The following is a 25475-nucleotide window of genomic DNA, read 5'->3' as shown; positions in this document are numbered from 1 at the left end:
CCACACTTTAGTATGTTGGCTATTTATACAGGAAAATCACCCCTCAAGCTGTACCGCAGCGCCAATCAAGGCTTGGTAACCGGCTTTAAGTGCATAAACAGGCACAGCCTCCATCCACTGGGCTACCCGGCCCTTATTCAGAAAACGTTGCTCGAATTCACTCTCCGGCAGCAGTTCCGCAATACGTGGCAGTATCCCACCACCTAAGAAGACACCCCCTCGGGCCCCGATATACAACGCCGCATCCCCAGCCGCACTTCCAAGGAAATTCAGGAAATCCAGTAAAGTTTCACGGCATACGGGATCTGTTCCGCCCAATCCGCGCGCGCTAATGTCGGGAGGGCTCAAGTCTTCCGGTTCCTGTCCATTCAATTCGCAGACCGCGCGATAGAGGTTCACCAAGCCATTGCCCGACAGCACCCATTCATTAAAAATAGGTGCGCGGCTCTTCATCATGATTTGCAGAAGCTGTAATTCTCGCTCAGTGGATACTGTCAGATTGGCGTGGCCGCCCTCTCCAGCAAGGACATGATAGCGGCCATCTGCCTCAGCCAAACCTGCTACACCAAGACCGGTTCCCGGCCCAAGTACAGCCATTGGCGCACCCCGCAGCCGGGGAACATCTCGCAATACCTCATAATCGTCTTTTCCCAGACGAGGCAGGGATTGCGCCAATGCGGCGAAGTCATTGATCAGTTCGAGGTGCGGAAAGGAAAACTCCCTGGCCAACTCTCCTGCATCAATACTCCAGCCAAGGTTGGTCATATAGACGCGGCCACCGGAGGCGGTCTTTTCTAGAGGGCCCGCGGCCGCAATACACGCCTTCTCAGGCCGGGGGCCTTCCAGTTCATCAAGCCAGTGTTGCAGGGCGGCATCAAAGCCCTGAAACCGCTTACAGTCCACTACTTTCAGATCTTCAAGCTGGTAACCAGCCGCCACCGGTTTGGCAATGGCAAAGCGGGCATTAGTGCCGCCGATATCCGCTACGATACTTGTCATATTTATCCCTATGAGATCCCCCAAAAAAGGCGATATAAGTTACGGTGTCAGAGAAAATATTGCCAGCCCCAAAAGTTTGCCAAAGGGGCTATCTCAGCCCGGAAAGGAACCGGATAGTCGATAGACTGGCCATATTTGCGATTAGGCACTTAATAACAGCAAAATCTAGACTGCAGGGCTAGATTTGGTCAAACAACCGAACTAGCTTTATACCTCTTTAAGGGCTTTCAGCGCTCTTGAGGGGCTACTCCCTTCACCGACACAGCAAAGTCCTGCATCTCCTTTTTACTGTAGCGACTCAAAACTCGCTTTTGCGATGCAGGTTGAAACCGGATCCCCACTCCTTCACGTCTTGCCAACCGCGGCCGTACAGGGCGAGGGCAAAATCCACCACCGCAATTGGGGCAGACATTACTCAAAACCTCTTCAACACAGGATTTGCAGAAGGTGCACTCATAAGTACAGATCATTGCCTCAACAGAATTTGGCGGTAGATTTTTATCACAACATTCACAATTCGGCCTCAGCTCCAGCACTGGAAACACTCCTTTATTATTTTGCCAACTCCACTAATTGATCATCTATCGAAAAGAAAAACCAACCCATAATCAGATAGACATGTCTGTTTTTATACTGAAAATTTTTCTCATAAAAAATAACAATAAATTTCTCTTCTACTTAAACTCGTTTTACAAAAAGTCCTCACTTTTAAAATAAGTGAAAAGCAGTTAAATACCTCTCTCATGCTCTATGACCAGAACCCTTGCCACCCCTAAAGGATGTACGAGATGTTCTGTACCTTCCCACGTATAAAATATACCCCTTGCATTAAGCACTCCGGAGCATACCTTACCTTCACGCTTGTAAAATATTTCCACGCTTCCATCCATAACCGCAAAACCTCCTGTCCGTCATTTACATGCCCAACATAAGATTTGTCCATCCAGTGCAATTTGGTAGTAATTCTCTTCATATTGACAATCAACTTTGATTGCCAGGCCTTCCCTCCAACAAATTGACAACGCTTTACAATTTCCATCAGATATAAAGTTCCAAACTCAACAGAGAGACAAAGATTAAATAGCCGTTGAAATTTACTACTAGAAAGGGGTGCCCCCAATCTCCTGTGCCTGTTTAGGACGCTCAGTCTCATCATTATAGTTCTCAGCAGCATCGTCTATTCTGCGCACGCCAAAAGTTACAGTAGGAGGAATGCCCATGCTCAGATCAATATCAGCAACACGATAATTACATCCCTTGGCCCTCAGAATGGCATTCACTTTCTCCTGTTTTTCTACCGCTTTAATAACCGTATTGGCAATCACTTCATCACTACTAAATGCGGTCACAGATTCATTGACCTTGTCGCCAAGTTCCCTGGCTTTATCGAAAATACCCACATCTGTTCCCCTTATCATCTTTACCTATAAAATGAATAAGATCATAGGGAATAACTCAACTCTTAGGAACTGTCTCCAGGCATTCAGCTGCGATGGGTTGCACTACCCAAAGTATTACTTTTACCCAATATCCCTTTACTTATAACCTGATAAAAGTGTACAAAATTGTTTGAATAGTAAACGGCAATCTGACGAATCAGTCATTAACCTTATTATCACAAAGGTAAAATTTATACTGAATATTAGTGGGGATTGTGAAACTGAGAAGTAAAGATTGACTAACCAGCCACCTCCAGAACTATCCTCTACAAACAAAGCGGGACGAACCTTACCCTGCAGTATCAACGGCTATAGACATCCTGAAACTCTATATTTTACTCTGTGCCGCTCCATGTCTTGCCCCCCTGGTCGTTATGTCAATATGATTTTTTTGATGTTTGGTAACAACGCATGAGTGGACGCAAACAGTTCAATGAGTCAGAAGTCCTCGATAAAGCCATGCGCGTCTTTTGGGAGAAGGGCTACAAAGGCACCTCCCTGTCCGACCTTGAATCAGCTATGGGTCTGAATAAATCGAGCATCTACAACTCATTTCACAGTAAAGAAGAGTTGTACGGTCGCTGCTTGGAGCATTTCCACTCCCAGTACGCCTGCGACGCAATGAACACCCTGGACCACCCGGATTTTAACATTGCCATGGGCAGCTTTTTGGAGATGCTACAGGCGGGTATGGAAAGCTCAGAAAATCCAGAAGGGTGTATTGCCACCATGGCAGCTATGGAAGTTGGCGCTAGCGAGGGATTTCTCGCCGACCTGGTGGCCAAAGGTACAAATGAAATGCTGGAGCGTATTGAGTCCAGAATGCAAAAAGCGGTAGAAGATGGCCAGCTGAAGGTTGATACCGACTGTGGTGCTCTTGCAGCACTGGTGATGGCTGTAAGCCGTGGCGTTGTAGCCTTGAATAAAGGTACTGGTAACAATATAGCGGGCAAACGCAGTTACCAGCAGCTCACTGCAATACTGGGCCAATACACCAAGCCCTAATCATCTTGCTGGCTGGAGCTATTTTACGCTGTAATTACATTGCCCTGAGTAACATAAGTAATTTACTTCGGCAGCATACCTTGTAGTGGTGCAAATTCGTTTAGCTCTTTAAATCTGCGCTCGGCCAATGGCCCGGGATGCAGACGTGGTATCCTCGTCCGATCTGTTGCCTCGTTTGCCCGCTCAAAGGCTTGCAGAAATTCCTAGTCGCTATTCAAATGCCCCTGTTGCCTTAGAATTACAGACATTCTGGCGATCTTATTAAGGCCTACCGTGCGACTAAAACGGCGAAACCCTGCATAACTAAAAATTTGATCGACATGGTCATTACTCATGGCTAAGAGCTGATCCATCAACGCAAATAACAGTGTGTTGGCATCCAGCTGGGTTAACAAAAGGGTAATCTCTCCTGTTTCTAACTCCGGTAAATCGCATCCATTTGGCAATTCCATAAAAATATCTACAAGCCACTGCCCTTTGTAGCGCATTTCCATATTCCACAGTTGAAAATTCGCTCCAGCATATTCAACCTGCTGTAAACAATTTCGTAACACATTGGTAATTTCACCTTCATCAATAGGTGAATCACCCAAAATAAAGTACTCAGAGTTGCGCGCTATTTGCGAAAAATTATGATGGTTATTAAATGGCGTGCTGGTATGACAGCCTACTTTCAGGCGAAAGCGCTCACGTATTTCATGCTCTCGCGCTTTTTTGATCGCCAGAAAAACAGTTTGAATAATTTCTAAAGTTGGCAACTCCGGCTCTACCCGCCACTTACGCCCATATGCAATTTTGTTTCCCCAACCCTTACTCCGGTAGTTATCAGGACCAATAACACCAACTTGAATAAAAATTCCCCCGGCATCCTGGTCTACGAATATCGGATAATTCTCCGAGCACTCAACTTCGGGTATTAACTGTTCCACAGTTTCCCCTGGTTTGTTTGTAGACCAGATAATGCTGTGGAATGCAGTGATTCCCATTTTCCATGGCGAACACTGGGGGCATATTCGATGGGGGACTCCCCCAAGCCGGGAAAAAAAGAAAATTCCTTTAGGTTTATCTTTAGGTTTATATTGTTCAAGGTTCCAACATTTCGATGATTGATGCCGATCACAGGTTGATATTCTAAAGCCGCACTCTATACTGGGAAGCGCAAAAAAACCGACAGTATGTGGCGAAAATTCACCACTAGACAGCCCCCTACAACTTCTGCTTATCGTAAAAAACACCCTTTCAAAACTGATTTTGGAAAGGGCGCAGAGGGGTTCCTGTGAAAACTATTTTTTAGAAATAGCGACGCAGCTCCAGTTGTAAATAGTCGTCGTTGCGTAGGCTGTAAGTTGGATCCCCCTCATCGGCATTACCGAAGAAACGGGCCTCGGCCTCCAAAAGCCAGCGATCGTCCAATCGATGAGTAACTTCCAGGTTGGTAAAGCGGCTGCCATTATCCAGATCGGTACTTACTGCCAGCAGGAACTCAGTATCCTGTGTATTATTAAGAGCGTAACGAACCCCTACCGCTATATCATTTTGGTTTGCAGTAGACCAAGGCCCACGGCGATCATCAAATTGATATTCCATCAACAAGCCAAGATCGGCCACAGTTTCACGAATACCATATAAACTATATTCGAAACCGCCGACAGCAGCTGTCTGACGATCTTCACCGCGCGGCTTAAAAGAAATGGCTTCAAACTTCCACAACCAATCACCTCGAGTAGTCTGGATATCCACTCCTGTTTGGTCTACCTGAGCATAGTAAGGTGTGAGCAAGCCATCATTGCTCGACAACAGCAGAGGATCCCGATTTGTACCAGAAAAATGACTTAACCCCAGATCCCAATCTCCAAGCACATGACTGTAGCGTAAGGCCCAATCTATGTGTTTTTCTTCCCGGTCAGACTGGTAGATTGCCCCACCCTCATCAACAGGTAGGGAAGCACGCAGCCGTCCCTCACGACCAGCAAATTGCCGCTCGCGAAAACCCAATAAGCCATAAACCTCTAAAGTGCCCCAATCACGTTCCATCAGAAGGTTCACCATGGGCTGGCCTAACTTGTCTTCACCATCGATATTTTCCAGAGCATCGTCCTGATTAATCACATCCACTAAATGCAGGGTTTCAGTAACCCCCCAAAAACCTTACGCACACCAGCATAGAGTTCAAAACTATCATAGGCCTTCCACCAGTACAGCTCACCGAGATCACCATGGCTGCGCTCGCCATCCTCGCTATCCCAACGACCAAAGGCACTGGCTACAAAGCGCTGATTACCATCGTCAAGGTCCCGATAATACTCAAGACTTAAAGATGCGGAAATCCCTGCATCACTCTGGATAGAATCTGCTGGGTCCGCAGTAAAAGCGCGAGCCTCCAGGCCCGCGTAACCGGTTAACTCATTTGCCACTGGCGCCTGACTTAATACAGCCATCAACGGAAAAAAGGCGAGTATTTTTCGGTTTGCCATGGGCACGCTTCCTACTTCGCCCTTGACAGACTGTTTTTGGTAAAGTCACGATCGGTAAAGCCGTTGCCAAAAACCCAGTCGCTATACTGCAACACAGTAGATTTACCGGTTTGGTGATTTACCATCTCCATTTTATTTGCGCGCCAGTATTTATCGTCATACTGGTTGTAATCGGAAACCGTAAGAGTCTTCATCAGGTCTCCTTTACGATCATAAAAATCTGTCCTCCACGCCCGATATTCTTCCATATCAATCCAGATATGCTGGATGGAGTAACCGGATTTAGGGTCTACAGGGTCCAATTCCAAAACAAAGTGATCTCGCCCATCAAAAGTCTCATTGCGCAGATACTTGTAGGTATATTTCTCCACTTCTTGAGAGGCAATATCCTCATAGGCAAATTCACTACCCATAAACGGGCCGGATTTATTGCTGGAGGAAATACGCTTAACGCGTTTTAGTGCAGGTAAGTAGAGCCACTGATCATCGGAACCCACTTTATGGGTAAAGGACAAAAATGCAGTGCCCTTCACATCTCGCGGGTTGTCAAAAATTACCAGGGATTTATCTCCATCATCTTCCTGCTCAAGTGTCTTGGTACGCATAGAGCGCATGCTCGCCTCACCATATTTATTTCGTAAAGTCATTGTGAGGTTGTTACTGATATCACCGAATCCTAAGTCGCGGCGATCGGCCTCTTTCGCAATTTCCAGGCCTTTCTCTGCGGCCAGGTCCAGTTCATTAGCAGCGACTGAAAAAGTAGCCAGTGCCAGTGTGCCGGCAAGCACTCGAGTCAGAAATTGTTTTTTAGAGCGGTTGGGTTGCATAGTCTTGCTCCTTACTTTCAATAGAGGGGATAGCTGGGTCATATGCCTTGGCATCAAGTTTCATCAGAAGAATCGGTAATAGTAGGAAGTCCGCCAGTAAGGCCATCAGAATACAAATTGCAGTTAATATGGCCATGGAGGAATTCATACCGAATGAAGACTGAGCCAGTACCATAAATCCGGCAATCAGAATCAAAGAGGTCACTACAATTGCCACACCCACAGAAGAGAAGGCGTAGCGCAGCCCATCTTCCACGTTGTAGCCGGCACGGCGGCGACGAAGATATTTACTGAGAAAGTGCACGGTATCATCCACCACAATACCCAGTGCCATACCAGTAACCATGGTTACCGCAACATTGACCTCCGCTACCAGGGCACCCCAGAGGCCAAAAGCCAAGCCAGCGGGTAACAGGTTGGGTATCAGGCTCAAGGTGCCGAGTTTTACACTGCGCAGGGCAATACCAATAAGAGCGGAGATCAGCACCAGTGCCACCAGAGTACCCACCAACATGCCCTCCATATTACGCTCAGCAATATTCGCAAACATGATGGCCGGACCTACTCCGTAAGCAGTGAGGCCAACATTTTTTTCCAGCCAATTACTGCCGGCGTCAGCCACTGCTTTGAGCTCCTTCGACTTTAGATTGTCGAGGGTTACGACTACCTGCGTGGAGGACTTGGCCACATTAAGCTGGTTATTCAAGTCCAGACCATAAGGCAAGGATAATTCATACAACAGTAGATACTGAGCTGCCAGCTCCTGATCGTCAGGCAGCTTGTAATACGCCGGATCATCACCATGCAGGTTTTTGTTCAAACGTTTGAAAGTATCGCCAATCGTATTGACATGACGCACGCCAGGTTGGGTTTCCATCCACTCGGTAAAACGATCCAGCTTAGCGAGGAACTCAGGGTTACTTACACCATTGCTATCGCCAGATTCCAGGGAATAGATCAATTGATAAATACCAGACAGGTTTTCATTGATGTAATCGGAGTCAGCCCGGAACTCTACAGATTCATCAAAGTAACCAACGAAGTCATCATTGATTTCGTTACGCGGCACCATAACCAGTAAAGCCAGGGAGATGATGACACCAACCAGAAGTATCGGGCGTTGGCGACTTATAACAAAATCTCCAAGGGCATCCATAGAGCGGCCAATCTTGGATTCACTGACACGGCTCTTGACCGGCAGAATCGCCATCAGTGCGGGCAGCAAAGTGATTGACAGGAAGAAGGCCACCATCACACCCATAGCAGTGATATTACCCAGATCATGAAAAGGGGGCGCATCGGAAAAGTTCATTGACAGAAAGCCGATCGCTGTAGTGATCGACGTAAGAAACACTGGACCCATGTTGAGCTGCAGGCTCTCTTTAATAGCCGCATGCTTACTGAGGCCACGGCGCATAGCAGCAAACAAGCTGACCAGGATATGTATCGAATCTGCCACCGCGAGGGTCATAATAATGGTTGGAGCGGATACAGAGGGAGGAGTCAGTTTAACGCCGATAAAACCAGCCAGTCCCATACCTGCGGCCATGGAGAAGATAATTACTAATAACGCGGCAAATGTGGCACTGACACTGCGCACCAGCAAGAAAACTACAGCAATGATGACAAGATACATGAGTGGAACCAGAGTACTCATGTCTGACTGAGAAGCTTCAAAGAAGGCATTACTTAGCAAAATGATACCAGTCGCATAGACTTCAACATCATACTTAGCTTCAATCTCTTCCATCAGCGCTTGAGCCGCGGCAGCTGCCTCAGGTGTTTCATTCATGGATTTCTGCGGTAGCTGGAAGGTAATATTAATTCCAGTCACAGAGCCATCACTATTTACCAGACGCTCTTTCAAGGTAGGATCCGCAAGAGCTGTGGATTTAATGGAAGCTAATGTTTCGGTATTGAGCCCACTGGCATTTTCCACCAAATCCTGAACTAAAAGATCATCTTCCTCAGCAATGGTATGCTGGAAATTAGTAATAGAATCCACCCGCAGTGCATAAGGCAACAACCAGGATTTTTCGGTCATTTCTTCCACCGCCGCTAGGGCACTCGTGGAGAAGGCTTCGCTACCTTTAGGCACTATGGCAAAAAGAATGTTGTCATTCTTGGTATAAGTACGCTGAATCTGTTCATAGGCCTGTAACTGAGGATTAGCATCACTAAAGAATGCTCGGTAATCGTTGTTAAAACCGAGGAACCTAGCACCACTTACCGCGAGAAAGGTTAACAACAGGGCGCCAATAGCGACCAGCCAGCGATATCGAATGAGCCAGTCCGCATAGCGGCCAACCCAATTCGACTGTAATTGGGGGGAAGACATAAAAGCAGCTCCTTCAAACTACCTGATAGAGAAGAAAAAATAGTCTTTAACCAGTATTAATAGATTTCATTTCCCCATGCGGATTGAGGAAATTAAAAAGTGGGCAACAAATTCATTAAATAATTCAGTGTAATTTTATTAGCATCAAAATAAATGCGGACCTATATATATTAACTTTTAATTGAATTAACCAGCCAAGTTTTTATTGGCACACACCCACCCCTCCCAGTTAAAGGATGACTATAAAACCTTAAAATTAATTTAATAAGAACCTAAAAAAATCTAATGTTGTAAATAACAAAGCTATTCCTAGTTAAGCCAAAATTTTTAAGTCCTTTCATCCCCCATTATTAAGAAGAAGAAAAAATCCGGGACAGAGGGTGCGCCTTTATATTGGTTGGGCAATCTCCATCTCTCAATACATGCCTTCAAGTCCTAATGAAATTAGTAAACGGGCACACAATGCACTCTGTGAAATAAGCACTTTTCCCTTCCGATCCATTAGAGTCCGGATTTACTAGTCATTACATAGCAAACACACTTAAAAGACCGGCCTCTAGTATCCATTCGAGCATCGCATGCCCTCTTATTATTTCTGTGGCTGTATTGATTCCCACAAGCTCTGCCAGCAATCTTGAACCGTTCGGTTCACCTTGTCAACAAATTATGATTGCCTGGTAGCACGAGAGGATTGCCTAAAAATACGACCACCTAAGCCTCATCAGTCGGACACTGATTGAATTAGTCATCGGAGCTTTAAAGCCTATGAGGTTAGAATCCCAATAACCATAACGATAACCAAGGAAATATGCTGTGAAGAGATTACTCCTGCCCTTGGCCATCGGCGCCTCGCTGCTGGTCACTCAGATATCTGCTGCCGACACCAAACCCCAGCAGTTGCTGGAAAATACCGAATCCAAGGTTATTGAGTGGCGTCGCCACCTGCACCAGAATCCAGAGTTGGGTAACCGCGAGTTTGAAACAGCTAAATATATAGAAAAACATCTCCGTTCATTAGGGCTGGAGGTAGAAACTGGCATTGCCCATACCGGGCTTGTTGGGTTTCTGAAAGGTGCCAAACCAGGGCCGACAGTAGCGCTACGCGCCGATATGGACGCTCTACCGGTAACTGAAAGGACCGATGTTCCTTTTGCATCCAAGGTGAGAACCACTTACCAGGGCAAAGATGTAGGCGTAATGCACGCCTGCGGCCACGATACCCATGTCGCCATGTTGATGGGCGCCGCTGAAGTACTTGCCGGCCTACGTGAAGAACTCGCCGGCAATGTACTCTTTATTTTCCAGCCTGCCGAAGAGGGGGCGCCAGATGGTGAAGAAGGCGGAGCCGAGCTGATGCTCAAAGAGGGAATTTTCAAGAAATACAAGCCAGATGTTGCTTTTGGCCAGCACGTTACCTCCTCACTTCCTGCTGGCGTAGTCGGTTACCGCTCAGGCCCCTTGATGGCCGCCGCTGATGAATTCCGCATCACTATTAATGGCCACCAGACTCATGGCTCCCGCCCCTGGGGCGGAGTGGACCCTATTGTTGCAGCCGCGCAGGTAGTTATGGGTACCCAGGCAATTGTCAGCCGTCAGATAGATATCACTAAGGAACCAGCAGTTATCTCTTACGGACGTATTGATGGCGGTGTGCGCAATAATATTATTCCGGATAGTGTTTATCTGAATGGCACCATCCGAAATTTTGATATGGATAATCGTGCGGAAATTTTCAAGCGCTTGAAAACAACAGCTGAATTAATTGCTGAGAGTTCTGGCGCTAGCGCAGATGTAGAAATTTTGGAAGGATACCCTGTAACTATCAACAATGCGGAATTAACTGAAATGGCTCTCCCCATTTTGAGATCCGTAGCGGGTGACAAGCGGGTGATAGAGATACCTAAAGTTACTGGTGCGGAAGACTTTTCCTACTTCGCCAATGAAGTGCCCGGTTTTTACTATTTCTTAGGAGTAACCCCACAAGGGCAAGATCCCAGCAAAGCCCCCAGTAACCACTCACCTCTATTCTATGTGGATGAAAGCGCTATGCGTAAAGGGACTGAAGCTCTAACCTTACTAACCTTGGACTACATGGCCAATTATAAACGACGGTAATGGAAAGCGAGCCTCCATTGAGGCTCGCTTACACTATTTTTATTTTACGCGCTTTCCGAGCGCCCCCTTGCTGGACGGCGGCGTGGTGCACGTTGGAGCCCTTGTGAATCGGAGCGGTCTGTTCCTTCAACTCTATCTCGCCCCTTGCCATTATTTCTTGAGCGAGCCCCAGCATTCCCACCATTATCGTTATTACTGCGAGAACGGCTTTTCCCCCGCCCCTCATTATTACCGCGGCTGTTTGCGCGATTACCTGAACGACTGTCCTTGCTGCTTCGGCTACCACGGCTGTCGTTATTGCCGCGAGCGCTCTCTCTGCGTTTTTCCCCACCAGAACGTGAGGGCTGGACTCCTCTGCGCTTAGGGGTGCCTGAGGCCGGCAGCTGATGATCTGGCTCGAAATCCTCAATTTCCTCACGAGGGATCGGTTTACCAATCAAGCGCTCGATATCGCGTAATTGCTTGATTTCATCGGCGCTCACAAGAGACAAGGCTTGCCCCTGAGCCCCCGCACGCCCTGTGCGACCAATACGGTGGACATAATCCTCGGGGACACTCGGCAGATCAAAATTCACTACCTGAGGTAATTGATCGATATCAATTCCGCGGGCCGCGATATCCGTTGCAACTAGGATCTGCACCTTGCCAGCTTTAAAGTCCGCCAGGGCCCGGGTTCTGGCATTTTGGCTCTTATTGCCGTGAATAGCAGCTGCCAGAATGCCATCTCCTTCCAGCTGCTTCACAAGTCTATTGGCACCGTGCTTGGTACGACTAAATACCAGTGCCTGATGCCAGCTATTCTCCCGAATCAGGTGACTAAGCAGTTTTGTTTTTCTAGCTTTATCCACAGGGTGCAGCTTTTGGCGTACCGTTTTTGTGGTGGAGTTACGAGGGCTGACATCAATCTCCAGCGGGTCCTCCACCAATCCTTTGGCAAGCTGGCGAATTTCTGGGGAGAAGGTTGCAGAGAACAGCAGATTCTGGCGTTTGGCCGGCAGAATCTTTAACACTCGCTTAATATCATGGATAAAGCCCATATCCAGCATACGGTCTGCTTCATCCAATACCAGAGCCTCTAGCCGATCGAAACGGATTGCCCCCTGGTTGTGCAGATCCAACAGGCGCCCGGGGGTCGCCACCAGAATGTCGGCACCGCCGCGCAAGCGGGATATCTGGGGATTTATCTTAACACCACCAAATACTACCGCATGACGCATTGGCAGGTACTGGCTATAGCTCTGCACATTATCGAACACCTGAGCGGCCAGCTCGCGGGTTGGGGTAAGTACCAGCGCACGCACATGCCCCTTACGGGCACGTTCACCGGCACTAAGCCGGTGCAATAGTGGCAAAGTAAAACCGGCTGTTTTACCTGTACCCGTCTGGGCCGCCGCCATAATATCACTGCCCCTCATTACCGCAGGGATAGCCTGCGCCTGAATGGGCGTAGGCGTACTGTATCCCTGCTCTGCAACTGCACGGGCAATATCCTGGGCAAGCCCCAGATCTTCAAACAACATAAAAACCTCAAACTGCGCTCCAGGCGCAAGCAAACACATTCGCACCACAAGGGTGCAAATTTAAAAATCGGAGTGGGTATACAGAGCTTGTTGGTGCTCAATGCATACAGCCGTCTATTCACCGGTCGTCCGGCGCGCGGCATTCAGTAGAAAGTTCCGGGAAGAATTTAAGAAATGTTCCTGGGAGGGCACCGGTGAAATACCGGCCTACAAATGACGCAGCTGAGAAATCACAGCGCGGGCACTATAACATAAATGTACTGACTGTATAGTTCTATCTGTTAACACCCAGGCTTCATAGCCTTATACATAGGGGTTGTTAGGAAAACGCCCAGCGCGACCGTAATATAGTTTTGCGTTCGCAACGCGAGCGTCTATCTTTTTGATATCCACCCCCGTTGCGAACTAGAAACAAAGCTGCCAAGCGCAGTTGGGATTTTTATTGATATGTCATTTAACAACAGAGTTACCCCGGAACGAAAAATAGAATTAATCACTCTCGGCAACGGGCGCAGGGTATCAATCCGCCCCATTTGCCGCAGTGACGGGCAGCTGGAGAAAGAGCTCATTGAGGACCTCTCCCCCAAACCCGACGCGATCGCTTTATTGGGGGCAGCTGTAAAGCGAGTCAGCAACTGATTGAACTGCTCACCGACAACGACCATCAGGTTCATGAAGCTTTTATTGCCCTTTGCAGCAGCGACCACGCACAGAGAGCGGTTGCCACCGCGCACTATGCAGTAGATCCAGACGGACAAGCCTGTGAGTGTGCCGTAGTGGTTAGTGATGATTGGCAGGGCCTTGGCCTTGGTAGACTGATGTTAAAACGCCTAATTCACTGCGCCCAAGAACAAGGCTTAGAGCGTATTTACTCTATTGAATCTGCCGAAAACAAACGCGTTCATTCTTTCGCAAGGTCAATGGGCTTTGTTTGCCAGGCCGACGCTCGAGATTACACCTTACTGACTTATACTCTAAATCTACAGCCGGCAGCGCAAACCATCGAATTTGAGCAGAAGTCAGAAGATAACCGAATTAATCTAAACTGAAATACCATCGATTAGGGGCTGCCTGGTATAGCTTGGCAGCCCTTCATCAACCTATTACCTTGGCCGAATCTCCAAAAACATAACGCACTGACTAGCCGGTCAGCACTATATTCTTTCCAGTACTCGAAATCCAAGCATTAACAGCTACATATTAAACAATCAGCCTTTAAGCTGATAAAAAGTCAAACAACGATTAAAAAAAGTAAATGAAGCTGAAAAAAAACTATTTCTATTTTCGTACTATGTTTCTGCATATCATCCTGCTCTTCAAGTATCCCCTCGTATATTAATAACTCAAAAAGCTTCCCACACAATCGCTTAGTTACTCAAGAACAGATTCAGCTATGGGGATTCAATAAGAGTAAATATTGCCAGGGAGAAACAATCTTTGTGTTAACTATTTTCATGCAACTGCTTTGATCAATAAGAAAATTAATTATTCTATTGAAGTTGAATCCTACAAGTCTGAAAGTACAGTTAATCTCAAACTTAACCGAAATGCTTTGGAAAGTTCTTTTTCAGGTACTGTAATACTTCTACATGGATTTCGCGTTTCAAAGGAGTTCATGCTTAGCTCAGCGCTCTATTTTCGCTTTCTTGGGTTTGACGTAGTAATCCCAGACCTTCTGGGTCATGGAGAATCAGGTGGCAAAAAAGCCTTTGGAGTGGGCGACAGTGAGATCGTCAACGCTTTGGTCGATAACCTTATCCAAAAAAGCATTATTAAGAAAGATAATCTCTATTTTCTAGGCCATTCAATGGGAGCCCTAACCACTGCACGAATCTCTGCCTCTCGCCAAGATATCAGCGGTCTTATTCCAGAAAAAAACTTCCGCGAAGGAGCTACTCGTGCACTAGAAAAAGTCAATATCTATCTCGACGACACAAGAATAAAAGCACTCCTAATTTCCTCCAATAGTCCAACGCTTCTATTCCTCTCATCATCAGACCCTATTGCCCCCTATAGCGAATTTAAGGACTTAACAGATAGTAATATAAATTTGGTATTACTTAGGGAGAGAAATCATCCCAGCATGGGAGTGATCGGAAAAAATGAGTATGAGCTACTTGTTAATTGGCTAAATTAATATGGTTAGGATTGCATGCTTAATATATTTTTATTTCATCATAATTTCAGCATTCAGTGATACTTTTTGTATCACTGAATGTCAAATAAAAACTAAAAGTAAGTAAAATCAATTCAACAGCTATTCAAAAAAATCATCACACGCTAGTGGACCACTAAACTCCAGCAAGGCTTGCGGCATTGTGACTGTTTCAACAAGATCTCCTTTTTTATAAAGCGAGAAATTTACGTTAGCCTGCATAGATTTCATATATCTCTGCTCCCCACCAAAAATAATTACAGAAGGAAATTCAAGAGGATAGAAACTATTGATATCAGCCTTAGCTTCCACAACAAGCTTATATCTTATCTTATTGAGTTCAATTCTCATAAATCCAGAACATGAGTCTATCACCCTTTTAACAGATAAATTATTAAACGCAGGATAGAATATCAAATCGTGCTCATCAGAAATATACCGACCAGCCCACATTTCAAAGTCAGAATTGCCAAGCTTGGCTCCAGTAAACATATAGTAAAGTTTATCAGATAGCCCCATACTGTATGCCATCCCCGCACTGGACTCTTTGTCATACCAACCTTTGTCCAGCTGGGCATACCCTACTCCCATCAGTGATTGTGTACCATCGTGAAAGCTATACTGTATAGGAGTCCCTACCGTGTATAGAAACCATCGCCCCCCTACCCCTGGAATCTCAGGAATAATACCAAATGGTGTTTGCCCCGGATTCAAACCATGCCAATAATGATGGTGTTCACCATTCCATCGCATACTGAAATTAAAATTTTCATGGTTCACCCAAATAGCTTCATCATCAGCCACAAGGACTCCGGGCACTTCATAATAAAACTTACCGGGATCATCCGGGTGAGTTAAAATCACCTCATCCAAAAACAAATCATATTTTACAGATTCTCCATTTATTGGCGTAAAAGCCAGATGAATATAGGCTTTTGGAATGGGGTCAGAAAAATTTGGAGCAATATATGTCTGAAAGCTGACCTTGAAGTAGCCTACATCAGGAACCGCAATATTGTAGAACCACTGTTCGGCCCAGGTCTTATCTGAGGTTGGGTTATGAGCCTTTACGTCATCTAGAGTTGTTGCGTACCCATTTATATGTGAAAAAATCAATACTGAAGCAAATAGAAAATATCTTAATTTAATAAAGCAGCGCATAGCATTCTTCCCATGAGAAATACTGTAGACCAGCAATATAACTGACTATTCTTTACAAAAAATGTAAATAGTAATAAATGTCAGATTGAAAAGCCCACCGAGCTAGAAACAGCTAAGCCGGTTTTTTGGCGAACAGGAGCATAACAGTCTTTATCAACCAGATAGGATACCCACCAACATTAGACTGCATAAAATGAGAGAGAGCCCACAATTAAAATCAAAATATTTTTTATATTGAATGCTATTACATAATTTTAACAATAATTAGTGAAATCAAGGGATATCGGCCCGACCAAAAAACCTAGAATCACTAAAACTGGTTAATTTTAGGTTCTATTTAAATAATATGTGGCGGATAATTTCTCTTTTATTTTTGAATCACATCTAAAATAAGAAAATCCAATTCCCAGCCTGACTCTCTTAAAATGGATAGATCTATTCCTCCCAAACTCCCAATCTACATAAATGGTACATGGGTAAACTCTAACAGCAAAAAATGGCTAGATGTCACCAACCCCGCCTCAGGGGATACACTCTGCCATGCACCATATACAACTTCAAAAGAGCTACAAAATGCAGTAATTTCTGCCACCGAGGCATTTAACGACTGGAAAGATACACCAGTTTCCATACGAGCTCGGATAATGTTGAAATATCAAGCTTTATTGAAGGAAAACCAGGAATCACTAGCTGAAATACTGAGTGAGGAGACTGGTAAAACCTTTGAAGATGCCAAGGGCGATGTTTGGCGTGGTATTGAAGTGGTCGAACACGCAGCGAATATTGCCAGCCTGATGATGGGCGAGACCGTTGAAAATGTCGCCACTGGTATAGATTGCTATTCCTACCTCCAGCCAATAGGTGTTTGTGCCGGAATAACTCCGTTCAACTTTCCTGCAATGATTCCCCTCTGGATGTTTCCCATGGCAATAGCTTGTGGCAATACTTTTATCCTCAAGCCATCAGAGCAAGACCCGATTACTCCCTGTAAGCTCGCAGAACTCTTTGAGGAGGCCGGTGCGCCGAAAGGAGTTTTACAGGTAGTACATGGAGGCAGTGAGCAGGTAGATTTCCTACTGAAAGATCCAGGCATCAAGGCAATATCCTTTGTTGGATCAGTACCCGTAGGTCGTCATATTTATCAGACAGGTACTCAACACTTAAAGAGAGTCCAGGCATTTGCAGGAGCTAAAAACCATATGGTTGTTATGCCTGATGCTAACAAGAGGGCTGCGATCAATAATATCATCGGCTCCTCTGTTGGTGCGGCAGGTCAGCGATGCATGGCAATTTCAGTCGTGGTGCTAGTAGGTGAAGCACAGCAATGGATACCTGAAATCCGTGAAGCCATGGCAAAAGTTAAACCGGGCCATTGGACAAATCCAGACTCTGACTTTGGCCCACTGATTTCTCCAACAGCCAAGAAACGGGTATTGGGGTATATTGCGAAAGGAAAGGCAGAAGGCGCAGACTGCCTGCTGGATGGTTCCAATATATCAGTCGAAGGTTACCCCAATGGAAATTGGGTAGGGCCAACCCTGTTTGCTAATGTCTCTCCAGAGATGTCCATTTACACTGACGAAATATTTGGGCCGGTCTTATGTCTCGTCAATGCGGATTCACTGGAAGATGCTATCCATCTGGTCAATTCTTGCCCCTATGGTAACGGTACTTCAATTTTTACTTCCAGTGGTGCCGCCGCTCGCAAATATCAGCATGAAATTTTAGTGGGGCAGGTAGGAATAAACGTTCCCATTCCTGTCCCCCTACCTTTCTTTAGCTTCACTGGCTGGCGAGCCTCATTTTACGGGGATCAACATGCCTATGGAAAGCAGGCCGTGCGCTTCTATACGGAAACGAAGACGGTAACTGCGCGGTGGTTCGACTCCGATATCGAACATGCGGAGCATACCAATATGACTATACAGCTCAAATAAATTTAAAAGTGCATTAAACTACGTTCAGTTAAGGAGATCATCGTGGCCACATCAGTCGCCTTTTTTGGATTGGGGCATATGGGAGCTCCAATGGCATCTAACCTGGTAAAAGCTGGATTTCAGGTCAAAGGGTATGATCCCGTTACAGAGCTCCTCGATAACGCAGAAAAGCAAGGTATAGAAAAGTGTGTATCTCCACATCAAGCAGTTGTGGGTGTAGATTTTATTGTGAGTATGCTACCTAATGATAGTGCCGTCGAATCACTCTATCTTGATGAAGAGAAATTACTGGAGCAAATTACCGAAAATACATTGGTAATCGATTGCTCAACTATTTCGACAAAGAGCTCCAAGAGACTTCTTGCTTCTGCTCAAGATAAAAAGTTACATGCTATTGAAGCTCCTGTATCTGGTGGTGTCGCCGGTGCAGCAGCAGGTACGCTTAGTTTTATGTGCGGTGGAAACCATAGCGATGTCGAGCGAGCAAGGGAAATTCTTCAGCATATGGGGGCCAATATCTTCCATGCTGGTCCCGCAGGCGCAGGACAAACCGCAAAAATCTGCAATAACATGCTACTGGCCATTCATATGATTGGTACAGCCGAGGCCTTGCAACTCGGGGTAGATAATGGCCTCGACCCCATTGTACTCAGCGAGATAATGTCGAATAGCTCTGGGGCCAACTGGTCACTGCAAAAATATAACCCCTATCCCGGTGTAATGTCTGATACCCCCGCAAGTAAGGATTACACCGGTGGATTTATGGTGAAGCTGATGTGTAAAGATTTGGGACTTGCGCAGCAGGCTGCAAATAACAGCCAAAGTTATACTCCACTTGGTTCCCTGGCCCGTAATCTTTACGGGCTACATGATCTTGCAGGCAATCATGAGCTGGATTTTTCCAGTATACAGCGAATGTTCCAGAAGACTTGATAACTACCTGAAATCTGCTGGAATTAAGTACGAATGCGTTTCCTCAGGAAAAAATAATCTATTTAGAAAACTAGACCTAACTGTTGTAGGCCCCTATAAAAGAGAGGCCTAAATTATACTTGGGATTAACTATTAGCGCTCTTGTCCTGTAGGTGCTATCTGGATTTCTCTGATAGTTACTTGTTGAGGCTGTGAATACATAAATAGTGCTGCGCGTGCTATATCATCTGCATTTATTGCGCCACCAATAGAATCCTTCCACTTTAGATAGTCGTCAATAATTGCCTGTGAAGTGGTATGGCTTACAAGATCAGTTTCCACTGCACCTGGACTTATTGTCATCACACGTACGCCACTGGATGCGACCTCTTCTCGTACCGTCTCACCAATGGCCGTAACCGCATATTTGGTCCCACAATAAGCAGCGTGGTTAATAAAGGTTTTCACTCCTGCCAGTGAACTGATATTGATAATACTGCCACGCTTTCTGTTTTTCATGCCACCAAGTACTGCCTGCATACCATTTAGAGTTCCAAGCACATTCACATCAAACATCTGCCTCCATTCAGTAGGGTCTTGGGTTTCCACATTACCTAAAAGCATCATACCGGCATTGTTAATCAAACAATCAACAGGGCCAAATTGATGTTCAGCTTCTCTAATTGCTGCTTCAAGGTCCTCTCGATCGGTGATATCTACCTTCTTACACAAGGTATTAGGTAGATTAAGGGATTCCATCTTCTCCAAACGGCGCGCCAACAGTAGAAGGGGATATCCAGCATCTGACATATGCCGAGCGATGGTGGCGCCGATGCCTGAGCTGGCTCCAGTAATCACAATAAGTGGTTTGGTCATAACAATCTCTCTTTTCTTTTCCATACCCGGTCTATCTTTCGGCACTCATTTGATGGACCAAGTATAGGATTTACGACTATCATGATTATCCTCACCAATCTGAAAACATTGTTTGGTTTTAATGAACAAGCTATCCTGGCGAGCCATCAGGGCCTTTTTATCTGTAGCAGAATATGGGAGCTTTACTGCCGCCGCCGAGCACAGTGGGTTTTCCAAGGCCAATCTGAGCCAGCAAGTATCTGAGTTGGAAGCTGCTCTCGGAGTCCAACTCCTTTACCGCACCACCCGCAAGTTGCGGCTGACGGAAATCGGTGAGGGCTATTACCAGCGTTGTAAACTGGCAATGCAGCAGCTGGATACTGCCGCGGAGTGGGCATCTCAGAGCAAAGCAGGGATTAAAGGCAGTATTCGGATAAATGCTGTTGGCGGGGTGATTGGTGAAGAGCTTATTGCGCCACTCGTGATAGATTTCCAGCGTAAATATCCCGAAGTGCGGGTTCACTTAGACTTTTCCAGCGTACGTGTAGACCTGGTTGAAGAGCAATACGACCTGGTCATCCGTATGGGTACGCTGCCGGACTCATCGCTGATAGTGCGCAAGCTGCATAATATTAAAACCCGATATGTCGCGAGCCCCGACTTTTTAAGTACCCACGGGCCTATAACCAAACCTTCTGACCTTTCCCTGGTGCCTCTGGTTTATGGCAGTGTTGACCAATGGGTCATGACACGAGGTAAAGCCCAACAGGTTGTTCAAGCTAATCAAGGAATTAAACTCGTCAGCGGCCGGGCTATGCATCTCGCATCATTGGCTGGCCTGGGAGTGACTCGCTTGGCAGATGTTTATGTGCAAGCAGATATTGCCGGGAACAGGCTTGTAGAAATCTTACCTGGCTGGTCAGAGTCCACGATATTGTCTATGGTGTGCCCACCCCTGAAGCACCAGCTAATAAGAGTTCGCAGTCTTATGGAATGGCTAAAAGAGCGCTTCCCTAACGCATATCAACTCTTACTGGAAAATGGTCCGGCTGGTTAACTCCGCACCTGCTTATTTTTCTTCTTGTTTTCAAAAAAATTCTATTAACAATTTGTCTCGGAAAATATTTATTCCTCTGATTTATCAGCTCGCTTAATCGCCTCTAACTCTTCCAAAGTTAACGACTTATAACCACGTAAATAAGGCCATCCAAACCCCCACCGAAAAGGTGTAGGCAAAAAGGGTGTCCCACCGATACGGACTCCCACCAACATTAGTAGCGCAACTTCGTCCTCACCAGTACCAACAACACAAGCTTTTAATTTTTCATCCGCCAGCTTGCGCTCTTCATAGGTACCGCCTTTCCAGTAAGCGTAGTCATGAGCCAAGCAACAGCTCATCCATAGTTCTCCATGCTCAACAGTCCCATCAGGAAAAACACTACAACCATCTGTTTGAAAAGGTTCTATTTCCAAAGCCCATAATGTAGATGAATAAAACAATACGATTATTAATAGGTACTTCATAATACTTAAATTTGATCAGCAGCAGACACAACCTACCCAACCAACTCCAGAATAGGATGAACTATATTTTATAACATCCCCCTCCAGTTAGGGGGTTTACCATAGAAATAAATGGGAGCTTCCAAGATTTTCCTGCGATCAATTCTTCCAACCAGTTGGCTACAGGTACCGGTTAGATAAATAAAGTTTCAATCAATTCTCATTGGGCTCGAGCCTTGCCCACTAGAGTTTCAAAAAAATCCAAAGAGCTTGCTGGTGGAGCTGGATAACTATGCTGTTCACCCAATTCACCTAAGGCAGCAAGAATAAGTGTGTCACCAATGACCTGGCGCACTCGAGCAAAAACCAAAGTAGCACGAGAATACCTGCCATGTGAGGACTCAGCGCTGACCAGGCTAAGATTTGGCTTATGGCTATGGACTTCGGCGCTCTGATATCGCTATCGCTCATAGGAGATCAGCCCTTCCATAGCAACTCTTCCCTGATAACGTTCCAGCATCAACAGCTCTATATACTTAGCTATGGATTCCACCAAGAAGGCTCTATCTCATTTAATCCCATTTCAAACCAATGGCCAAATCATTAGCCAAACCGTTAGCCAAACCATTGGTATGCAGTTTTATGAACTGCACGGCGATAGGCCTGACTGCTATCTTACCCTTTATTTGGCACCCTTATCTTACAACTACCCCTGAATATTCCTACATTAAGTTTATTACCATCAGAAAACCATAAACCTTTCGACACACTAAATTTGCTTGTGGTCTTGATTTTCTGGTTAGTCACCACTCCTTTAATTTTGGCCTTCGAGCGAGAACACAATACTCGGAAGCTCGCTGAACTGACAAATGAACAGACCCAGACTGAGCTAAGAATGTTACAACAACATGTTAATCCCTACTTTTTTTAATACACTAAACAGTCTATATGCATTACGCTTAATGCAGTCGAATCAAGCGGCACCGATGCTGCTGATATTATCTGACCTTCTACGCCTTTGGTGTATCAGGGTCAAACAGCTGAAGTAGTACTAAAAGATAAACCTGCCTATTTACAAAATTATTTTGAACTAAAAAATTAGGAGTAGAATTTCTCTGCAGGATTGGAATAGATATAAATTACCAGAGGAATCAAAAAAATTCCGCCTCTACTACTGATTATACTAGTAAAAAACACCTTTAAACATAGTGCTGAAATCAGCCACGATAAATGCTTTGATCACATCCTTTTATATGTGCAAAGTAACAAATTAATGTTTGAATCTATTAATCGCGCACCTGATCAATCTATCAATAAGAGCACCGTGGGTATTGGTCTGGAAAATATTAAACATCGTTTACAATTAAGACAACCAAAAAGTTTTACCCTACAAAGGGTAGTTGCAGGAACAGCATTGGCATGCTCAACTAACAATACAATTATGAAAACCTTAATTATAAATGATGAACCATTAGCTCATGATATCCATATACACCAAAGCCATATACATGTTGATCTTGAAATAGCAGAGCAGTGTTATAGGGCTGCTGAAGGACTTTCTTTTCTAGCTGATCAGGAATTTGATCTGATACCATTGGATATTCACATGCCTGTTTTATCCGGCCTGAAAATGATTAACATACTGGCTAACCGCCCTCAGGTTGCTCTTTGCACTGCTTATCAAGAATACGCACTTAAAGGTTAAGAATCAGATGTAACCGACTATCCGTTGAAATCAATCAGTAATGAACGTTTTCCCCAAGCCATGGATAAAGTCAGACGTCATTTTGGAGAGTCAACACCGCCAGTAAACCTAGAACATATAAATTGTATCGTAGAAAGAGTAGAACAAAAAATCCTAAATATTAAATTATAAAAATACTTTATTTTGAAGCTTACGAAAACCATGTAAAAATCTGGCTTGGGGATAATATTTGCTTACCGCATCTACCAAAAAAATTTAATCAGAACTCTACCTTATGGGCACTTTGTTTAAATACATAAATTAATTTTACCTATTAATAAAAATTTTTTAGCCTAAACAGAAAAATGTCATATCGGCCAAAAAAAGCAGTAAAATTTGGTAAAAAACTTCAGCAAAATACTATAGATTAATGGTCATGCTAAGTTCATTCATGAGTGCTCCACAATAAGAAAATTAATATAGACAAACCTCAATATGCCATCCGGCCTATTAGAACAATAGTATAATTATAAAAATTAATACAATATATTCATAAACCATCATTTTTTCTAAAAAATGAAAATTTGAATTTCACATAAAGCTCTTTTAATTACAATTAAAAATTTGTCCGATAATCTTAAGTCATCTTTCTTTTCAAGTTGCCTCTATCATTACACACAAATAAATTTCTGCAGATATCTTATTCCGAGCAGCCTTAGCAAACCTATAAATTTCTTCACTTATAACTAGCATCTCAGCAAGAGACTTCACATTTACTTATCTTCATACTATAATTAATTAAATATAAACATTTAATCTTCCTTGGGAAGCGGTACTGCGGTATCTAATATCGTTACCCCATTCAAGCTATAGCCATTTATATCTGGGTAATCTACTTGCATTCTTTTAACAAATTCACTAACCAAGAAGTCTAGCCCAACGTCTGAGATAGGTCCACGAACACGACCAAAATTACTGCAATGTAGAGTCCAAGCTTTCTCTGCCTCTCCCCCACTAACAGTATAATTAATTAAAAGTAGTTTTGGACCAAAACGATTCCACAACATATCACCTAAATTAACAATCTGTAATAAGACAATAATTATCATTATGCCTAATACTGTAGCATCCATTTAAAACTCCTACATATAACTTTTCAGTAGATTAGATTTACTCTTCAGTTGAAGGCCTTTTCCAATGGATAAATTTACTTTTAGCCTCTGTAATTATGGCCACTCGTTTTCGTTTCTGACGCGCATCTTTACGTCGTAGGCTATCACAGGATTTGCATCGACTATCGCGACCACTACTATTTTGGGAGTTTAAATAGTAGTTCTCAGGAGTTTGCCAGTAGCGACATATGCAACACTGTAGGCGGCCTTGACTATCTGTCTTCCGGCGAGGGCGCCCTACTGTAGGGTGTTTAATCATATTAGGAAACTGCCTATGAATTTATACTTATTCTGCATGCCAGGTTTTAATCCGTGGAGTGCGAGGTTGGCGCTGCTCAAACGCTGTCTTTTTAAAGTTTGCTGCGTTAGCCTTTCCGAACAACATGCCAACTAACATCCAGCGTCCAGTATTGAGATACTCCACATATTGACGACGACTCATTTGAATAGACTTGGCTCTTGCAACTTGAGTTTCAAGGCCCGGCTTGCCAGCATGTAACTCTAACTCTACGACTTGACGAGCTTCAGATAGAAGCTGCCCTAACGTCATTAGACAGCGATCTACTTCTTCTGCTCGAGGGCATTGATAGCCATTATGCGGAGAAGTTGATCGTATTATTTCACCACCACTAGACATAAGTGCAGCAATTATATTTCCGCCTCCTGATAACCCTTGGGGAAGGCCGTCATACCCTGCGGAGCTCCATTGCAACCACTCCTCTAAGCGTTGCTCTAAAGCTTTTTTTAGTTTGTTATCTAATTGCGCCATAAATTTATAGTCCCAATCCTGTGAACAAGGGCGATCTATAATTTTTAGAATGTCACTCTGATGTAAGTAACTATTAATAAATTATTTCAAGTTTCAGTGATATCATTTTTTCATTGTCAGCGTGGATAGTTTTTTTATTTAGCCGGTATGACCTTTTTTCCTTTATTTAATGATCGAGAATTTTCTTAATACGACAGTTGCGCTTTAGTTCTTTGTATTTGTTGTTATTTCAACTATAAATATCTCCCTACTAACAATTAAGCCAGGAGGAGTTTTGTCAAAGTACAGAGGCCAACAGCTGACCACCCCACATGTTCACTTAAAGTGAACATGTGGGGCAATGTACATTTGAAACGTACTTTTATCAACATTTATTTCTAGATTTTTTGTGTAACGTTCATCTCGAATGGGCTTACCCCTCACAAAAAGGGTAATTTTTTGCTAGATGGAGCTGTAGACTGAGTTATCAACTTCTCGTACAAAAGTACATGCTCTATAGTTGCTTAGTGAGTTCTACCGATTAGAATGTGCCTGTGCCTTAAAGGAAGCGACGTTCGTTCCCCGCTGAAAGGTTCATTTATAATGGACTTATGATAGTGGTTCACCAACA

At 44.6% G+C, this 25475-nt stretch carries 23 protein-coding genes; 9 read left to right on the top strand and 14 right to left on the bottom strand.

The window, feature by feature from the left end:
- Positions 1–36: 36 nt before the first annotated feature.
- The 3 genes from glk to P3339_RS02415 form a co-directional block, all read right to left on the bottom strand.
- Positions 37–999, bottom strand: coding sequence for a glucokinase (gene glk / locus P3339_RS02425; protein ID WP_020414368.1), 963 nt, complete (start codon positions 997–999; stop codon positions 37–39).
- Between the two features lie 227 nt (positions 1000–1226).
- A complete protein-coding gene (locus tag P3339_RS02420) occupies positions 1227–1535 on the bottom strand; it encodes a DUF1272 domain-containing protein (protein WP_211214947.1) in 309 nt (102 codons plus the stop codon).
- A 564-nt stretch (positions 1536–2099) separates the two neighbouring features.
- Positions 2100–2399 carry a hypothetical protein gene (locus P3339_RS02415; protein ID WP_282952312.1) on the bottom strand — a complete coding sequence of 100 codons (300 nt, stop codon included), beginning with the start codon at positions 2397–2399 and terminating at the stop codon, positions 2100–2102.
- A 450-nt stretch (positions 2400–2849) separates the two neighbouring features.
- On the opposite strand from P3339_RS02415, the gene P3339_RS02410 reads away from it, so the two are divergent.
- Positions 2850–3443: a TetR/AcrR family transcriptional regulator gene (locus tag P3339_RS02410; protein WP_282952311.1), complete on the top strand. Its 594-nt coding sequence runs from the start codon at positions 2850–2852 to the stop codon at positions 3441–3443.
- 203 nt (positions 3444–3646) lie between these two features.
- Here the strand turns inward: P3339_RS02410 and P3339_RS02405 are convergent, their stop codons facing one another.
- From P3339_RS02405 to P3339_RS02385, 5 genes are read right to left on the bottom strand one after another with little or no spacing between them, the layout of a single operon-like run.
- Positions 3647–4678 carry a hypothetical protein gene (locus P3339_RS02405; protein ID WP_282952310.1) on the bottom strand — a complete coding sequence of 344 codons (1032 nt, stop codon included), beginning with the start codon at positions 4676–4678 and terminating at the stop codon, positions 3647–3649.
- 55 nt (positions 4679–4733) lie between these two features.
- Positions 4734–5558: a hypothetical protein gene (locus P3339_RS02400; protein ID WP_282952309.1), complete on the bottom strand. Its 825-nt coding sequence runs from the start codon at positions 5556–5558 to the stop codon at positions 4734–4736.
- Entirely contained in the window at positions 5558–5917 is a 360-nt protein-coding gene (locus tag P3339_RS02395) for a hypothetical protein (protein WP_282952308.1), read from the bottom strand. Before P3339_RS02395 ends, P3339_RS02400 begins: the two co-directional genes overlap by 1 nt.
- Positions 5918–5928: 11 nt before the next feature.
- On the bottom strand, positions 5929–6744 hold the full coding sequence (locus P3339_RS02390) for an outer membrane lipoprotein-sorting protein (protein WP_020414362.1): 816 nt from the start codon (positions 6742–6744) through the stop codon (positions 5929–5931).
- Positions 6725–9082 (bottom strand): efflux RND transporter permease subunit, encoded by a 2358-nt coding sequence (locus P3339_RS02385; protein WP_282952307.1) that lies wholly within the window; start codon positions 9080–9082, stop codon positions 6725–6727. The genes P3339_RS02390 and P3339_RS02385 overlap by 20 nt, the downstream gene beginning before the upstream one ends.
- An 813-nt stretch (positions 9083–9895) precedes the next feature.
- On the opposite strand from P3339_RS02385, the gene P3339_RS02380 reads away from it, so the two are divergent.
- On the top strand, positions 9896–11197 hold the full coding sequence (locus P3339_RS02380) for an amidohydrolase (protein ID WP_282952306.1): 1302 nt from the start codon (positions 9896–9898) through the stop codon (positions 11195–11197).
- Between the two features lie 44 nt (positions 11198–11241).
- On the opposite strand, the gene P3339_RS02375 is transcribed toward P3339_RS02380, so the two are convergent.
- On the bottom strand, positions 11242–12717 hold the full coding sequence (locus P3339_RS02375; RefSeq protein WP_040629100.1) for a DEAD/DEAH box helicase: 1476 nt from the start codon (positions 12715–12717) through the stop codon (positions 11242–11244).
- Positions 12718–13164: 447 nt separating this feature from the next.
- Here P3339_RS02375 and P3339_RS02370 point away from each other — a divergent pair, with 447 nt between their 5' ends.
- From P3339_RS02370 to P3339_RS02365, 3 genes are all read left to right on the top strand, one after another.
- A complete protein-coding gene (locus tag P3339_RS02370) occupies positions 13165–13356 on the top strand; it encodes a hypothetical protein (RefSeq protein WP_282952305.1) in 192 nt (63 codons plus the stop codon).
- Positions 13323–13766, top strand: a complete 444-nt coding sequence (locus P3339_RS23275) for a GNAT family N-acetyltransferase (protein WP_353056907.1) — start codon at positions 13323–13325, stop codon at positions 13764–13766. The genes P3339_RS02370 and P3339_RS23275 overlap by 34 nt, the downstream gene beginning before the upstream one ends.
- Before the next feature lie 368 nt (positions 13767–14134).
- Positions 14135–14854 (top strand): alpha/beta hydrolase, encoded by a 720-nt coding sequence (locus P3339_RS02365; RefSeq protein WP_282952304.1) that lies wholly within the window; start codon positions 14135–14137, stop codon positions 14852–14854.
- A 120-nt stretch (positions 14855–14974) separates the two neighbouring features.
- Here P3339_RS02365 and P3339_RS02360 read toward each other — a convergent pair whose 3' ends face one another.
- On the bottom strand, positions 14975–16033 hold the full coding sequence (locus tag P3339_RS02360) for a hypothetical protein (protein WP_282952303.1): 1059 nt from the start codon (positions 16031–16033) through the stop codon (positions 14975–14977).
- Positions 16034–16458: 425 nt separating this feature from the next.
- Here P3339_RS02360 and P3339_RS02355 point away from each other — a divergent pair, with 425 nt between their 5' ends.
- Both P3339_RS02355 and mmsB read left to right on the top strand, forming a co-directional pair.
- Positions 16459–17970 carry a CoA-acylating methylmalonate-semialdehyde dehydrogenase gene (locus tag P3339_RS02355; protein WP_282952302.1) on the top strand — a complete coding sequence of 504 codons (1512 nt, stop codon included), beginning with the start codon at positions 16459–16461 and terminating at the stop codon, positions 17968–17970.
- Between the two features lie 42 nt (positions 17971–18012).
- Positions 18013–18903: a 3-hydroxyisobutyrate dehydrogenase gene (gene mmsB / locus P3339_RS02350; protein WP_282952301.1), complete on the top strand. Its 891-nt coding sequence runs from the start codon at positions 18013–18015 to the stop codon at positions 18901–18903.
- A 132-nt stretch (positions 18904–19035) separates the two neighbouring features.
- On the opposite strand, the gene P3339_RS02345 is transcribed toward mmsB, so the two are convergent.
- On the bottom strand, positions 19036–19758 hold the full coding sequence (locus P3339_RS02345; protein WP_020414351.1) for an SDR family oxidoreductase: 723 nt from the start codon (positions 19756–19758) through the stop codon (positions 19036–19038).
- Between the two features lie 121 nt (positions 19759–19879).
- Here P3339_RS02345 and P3339_RS02340 point away from each other — a divergent pair, with 121 nt between their 5' ends.
- A complete protein-coding gene (locus tag P3339_RS02340; RefSeq protein ID WP_282952300.1) occupies positions 19880–20794 on the top strand; it encodes a LysR family transcriptional regulator in 915 nt (304 codons plus the stop codon).
- A 68-nt stretch (positions 20795–20862) separates the two neighbouring features.
- Here the strand turns inward: P3339_RS02340 and P3339_RS02335 are convergent, their stop codons facing one another.
- On the bottom strand, positions 20863–21135 hold the full coding sequence (locus tag P3339_RS02335) for a hypothetical protein (RefSeq protein ID WP_282952299.1): 273 nt from the start codon (positions 21133–21135) through the stop codon (positions 20863–20865).
- 1378 nt (positions 21136–22513) lie between these two features.
- On the opposite strand from P3339_RS02335, the gene P3339_RS02330 reads away from it, so the two are divergent.
- On the top strand, positions 22514–22945 hold the full coding sequence (locus P3339_RS02330; RefSeq protein ID WP_282952298.1) for a LytR/AlgR family response regulator transcription factor: 432 nt from the start codon (positions 22514–22516) through the stop codon (positions 22943–22945).
- Positions 22946–23736: 791 nt separating this feature from the next.
- Here P3339_RS02330 and P3339_RS02325 read toward each other — a convergent pair.
- Positions 23737–24057, bottom strand: a complete 321-nt coding sequence (locus P3339_RS02325; RefSeq protein WP_020414347.1) for a hypothetical protein — start codon at positions 24055–24057, stop codon at positions 23737–23739.
- Positions 24058–24382: 325 nt separating this feature from the next.
- Positions 24383–24865: a hypothetical protein gene (locus P3339_RS02320; protein ID WP_282952297.1), complete on the bottom strand. Its 483-nt coding sequence runs from the start codon at positions 24863–24865 to the stop codon at positions 24383–24385.
- Positions 24866–25475: the final 610 nt, after the last annotated feature.

Origin of the sequence: Microbulbifer sp. MLAF003, assembly GCF_030012965.1 — a bacterium.
Lineage (GTDB): Bacteria > Pseudomonadota > Gammaproteobacteria > Pseudomonadales > Cellvibrionaceae > Microbulbifer > Microbulbifer variabilis.
The sequence above is the reverse complement of the archived record's forward strand: the minus strand, read 5'-3'. Positions and strand labels throughout refer to the sequence as shown.

Coding starts and splice junctions, on each gene's coding strand:
- P3339_RS02395 (WP_282952308.1), bottom strand. CDS start 5,917: ATGGCAAACCGAAAAATACTCGCCTTTTTTCCGTTGATGGCTGTATTA.
- P3339_RS02385 (WP_282952307.1), bottom strand. CDS start 9,082: ATGTCTTCCCCCCAATTACAGTCGAATTGGGTTGGCCGCTATGCGGAC.
- glk (WP_020414368.1), bottom strand. CDS start 999: ATGACAAGTATCGTAGCGGATATCGGCGGCACTAATGCCCGCTTTGCC.
- P3339_RS02325 (WP_020414347.1), bottom strand. CDS start 24,057: ATGGATGCTACAGTATTAGGCATAATGATAATTATTGTCTTATTACAG.
- P3339_RS02370 (WP_282952305.1), top strand. CDS start 13,165: ATGTCATTTAACAACAGAGTTACCCCGGAACGAAAAATAGAATTAATC.
- P3339_RS02390 (WP_020414362.1), bottom strand. CDS start 6,744: ATGCAACCCAACCGCTCTAAAAAACAATTTCTGACTCGAGTGCTTGCC.
- P3339_RS02355 (WP_282952302.1), top strand. CDS start 16,459: ATGGATAGATCTATTCCTCCCAAACTCCCAATCTACATAAATGGTACA.
- P3339_RS02320 (WP_282952297.1), bottom strand. CDS start 24,865: ATGGCGCAATTAGATAACAAACTAAAAAAAGCTTTAGAGCAACGCTTA.
- P3339_RS02330 (WP_282952298.1), top strand. CDS start 22,514: ATGTTTGAATCTATTAATCGCGCACCTGATCAATCTATCAATAAGAGC.
- P3339_RS02340 (WP_282952300.1), top strand. CDS start 19,880: ATGAACAAGCTATCCTGGCGAGCCATCAGGGCCTTTTTATCTGTAGCA.
- P3339_RS02410 (WP_282952311.1), top strand. CDS start 2,850: ATGAGTGGACGCAAACAGTTCAATGAGTCAGAAGTCCTCGATAAAGCC.
- P3339_RS02345 (WP_020414351.1), bottom strand. CDS start 19,758: ATGACCAAACCACTTATTGTGATTACTGGAGCCAGCTCAGGCATCGGC.
- P3339_RS02360 (WP_282952303.1), bottom strand. CDS start 16,033: ATGCGCTGCTTTATTAAATTAAGATATTTTCTATTTGCTTCAGTATTG.
- P3339_RS02375 (WP_040629100.1), bottom strand. CDS start 12,717: ATGTTGTTTGAAGATCTGGGGCTTGCCCAGGATATTGCCCGTGCAGTT.
- P3339_RS02335 (WP_282952299.1), bottom strand. CDS start 21,135: ATGAGCTGTTGCTTGGCTCATGACTACGCTTACTGGAAAGGCGGTACC.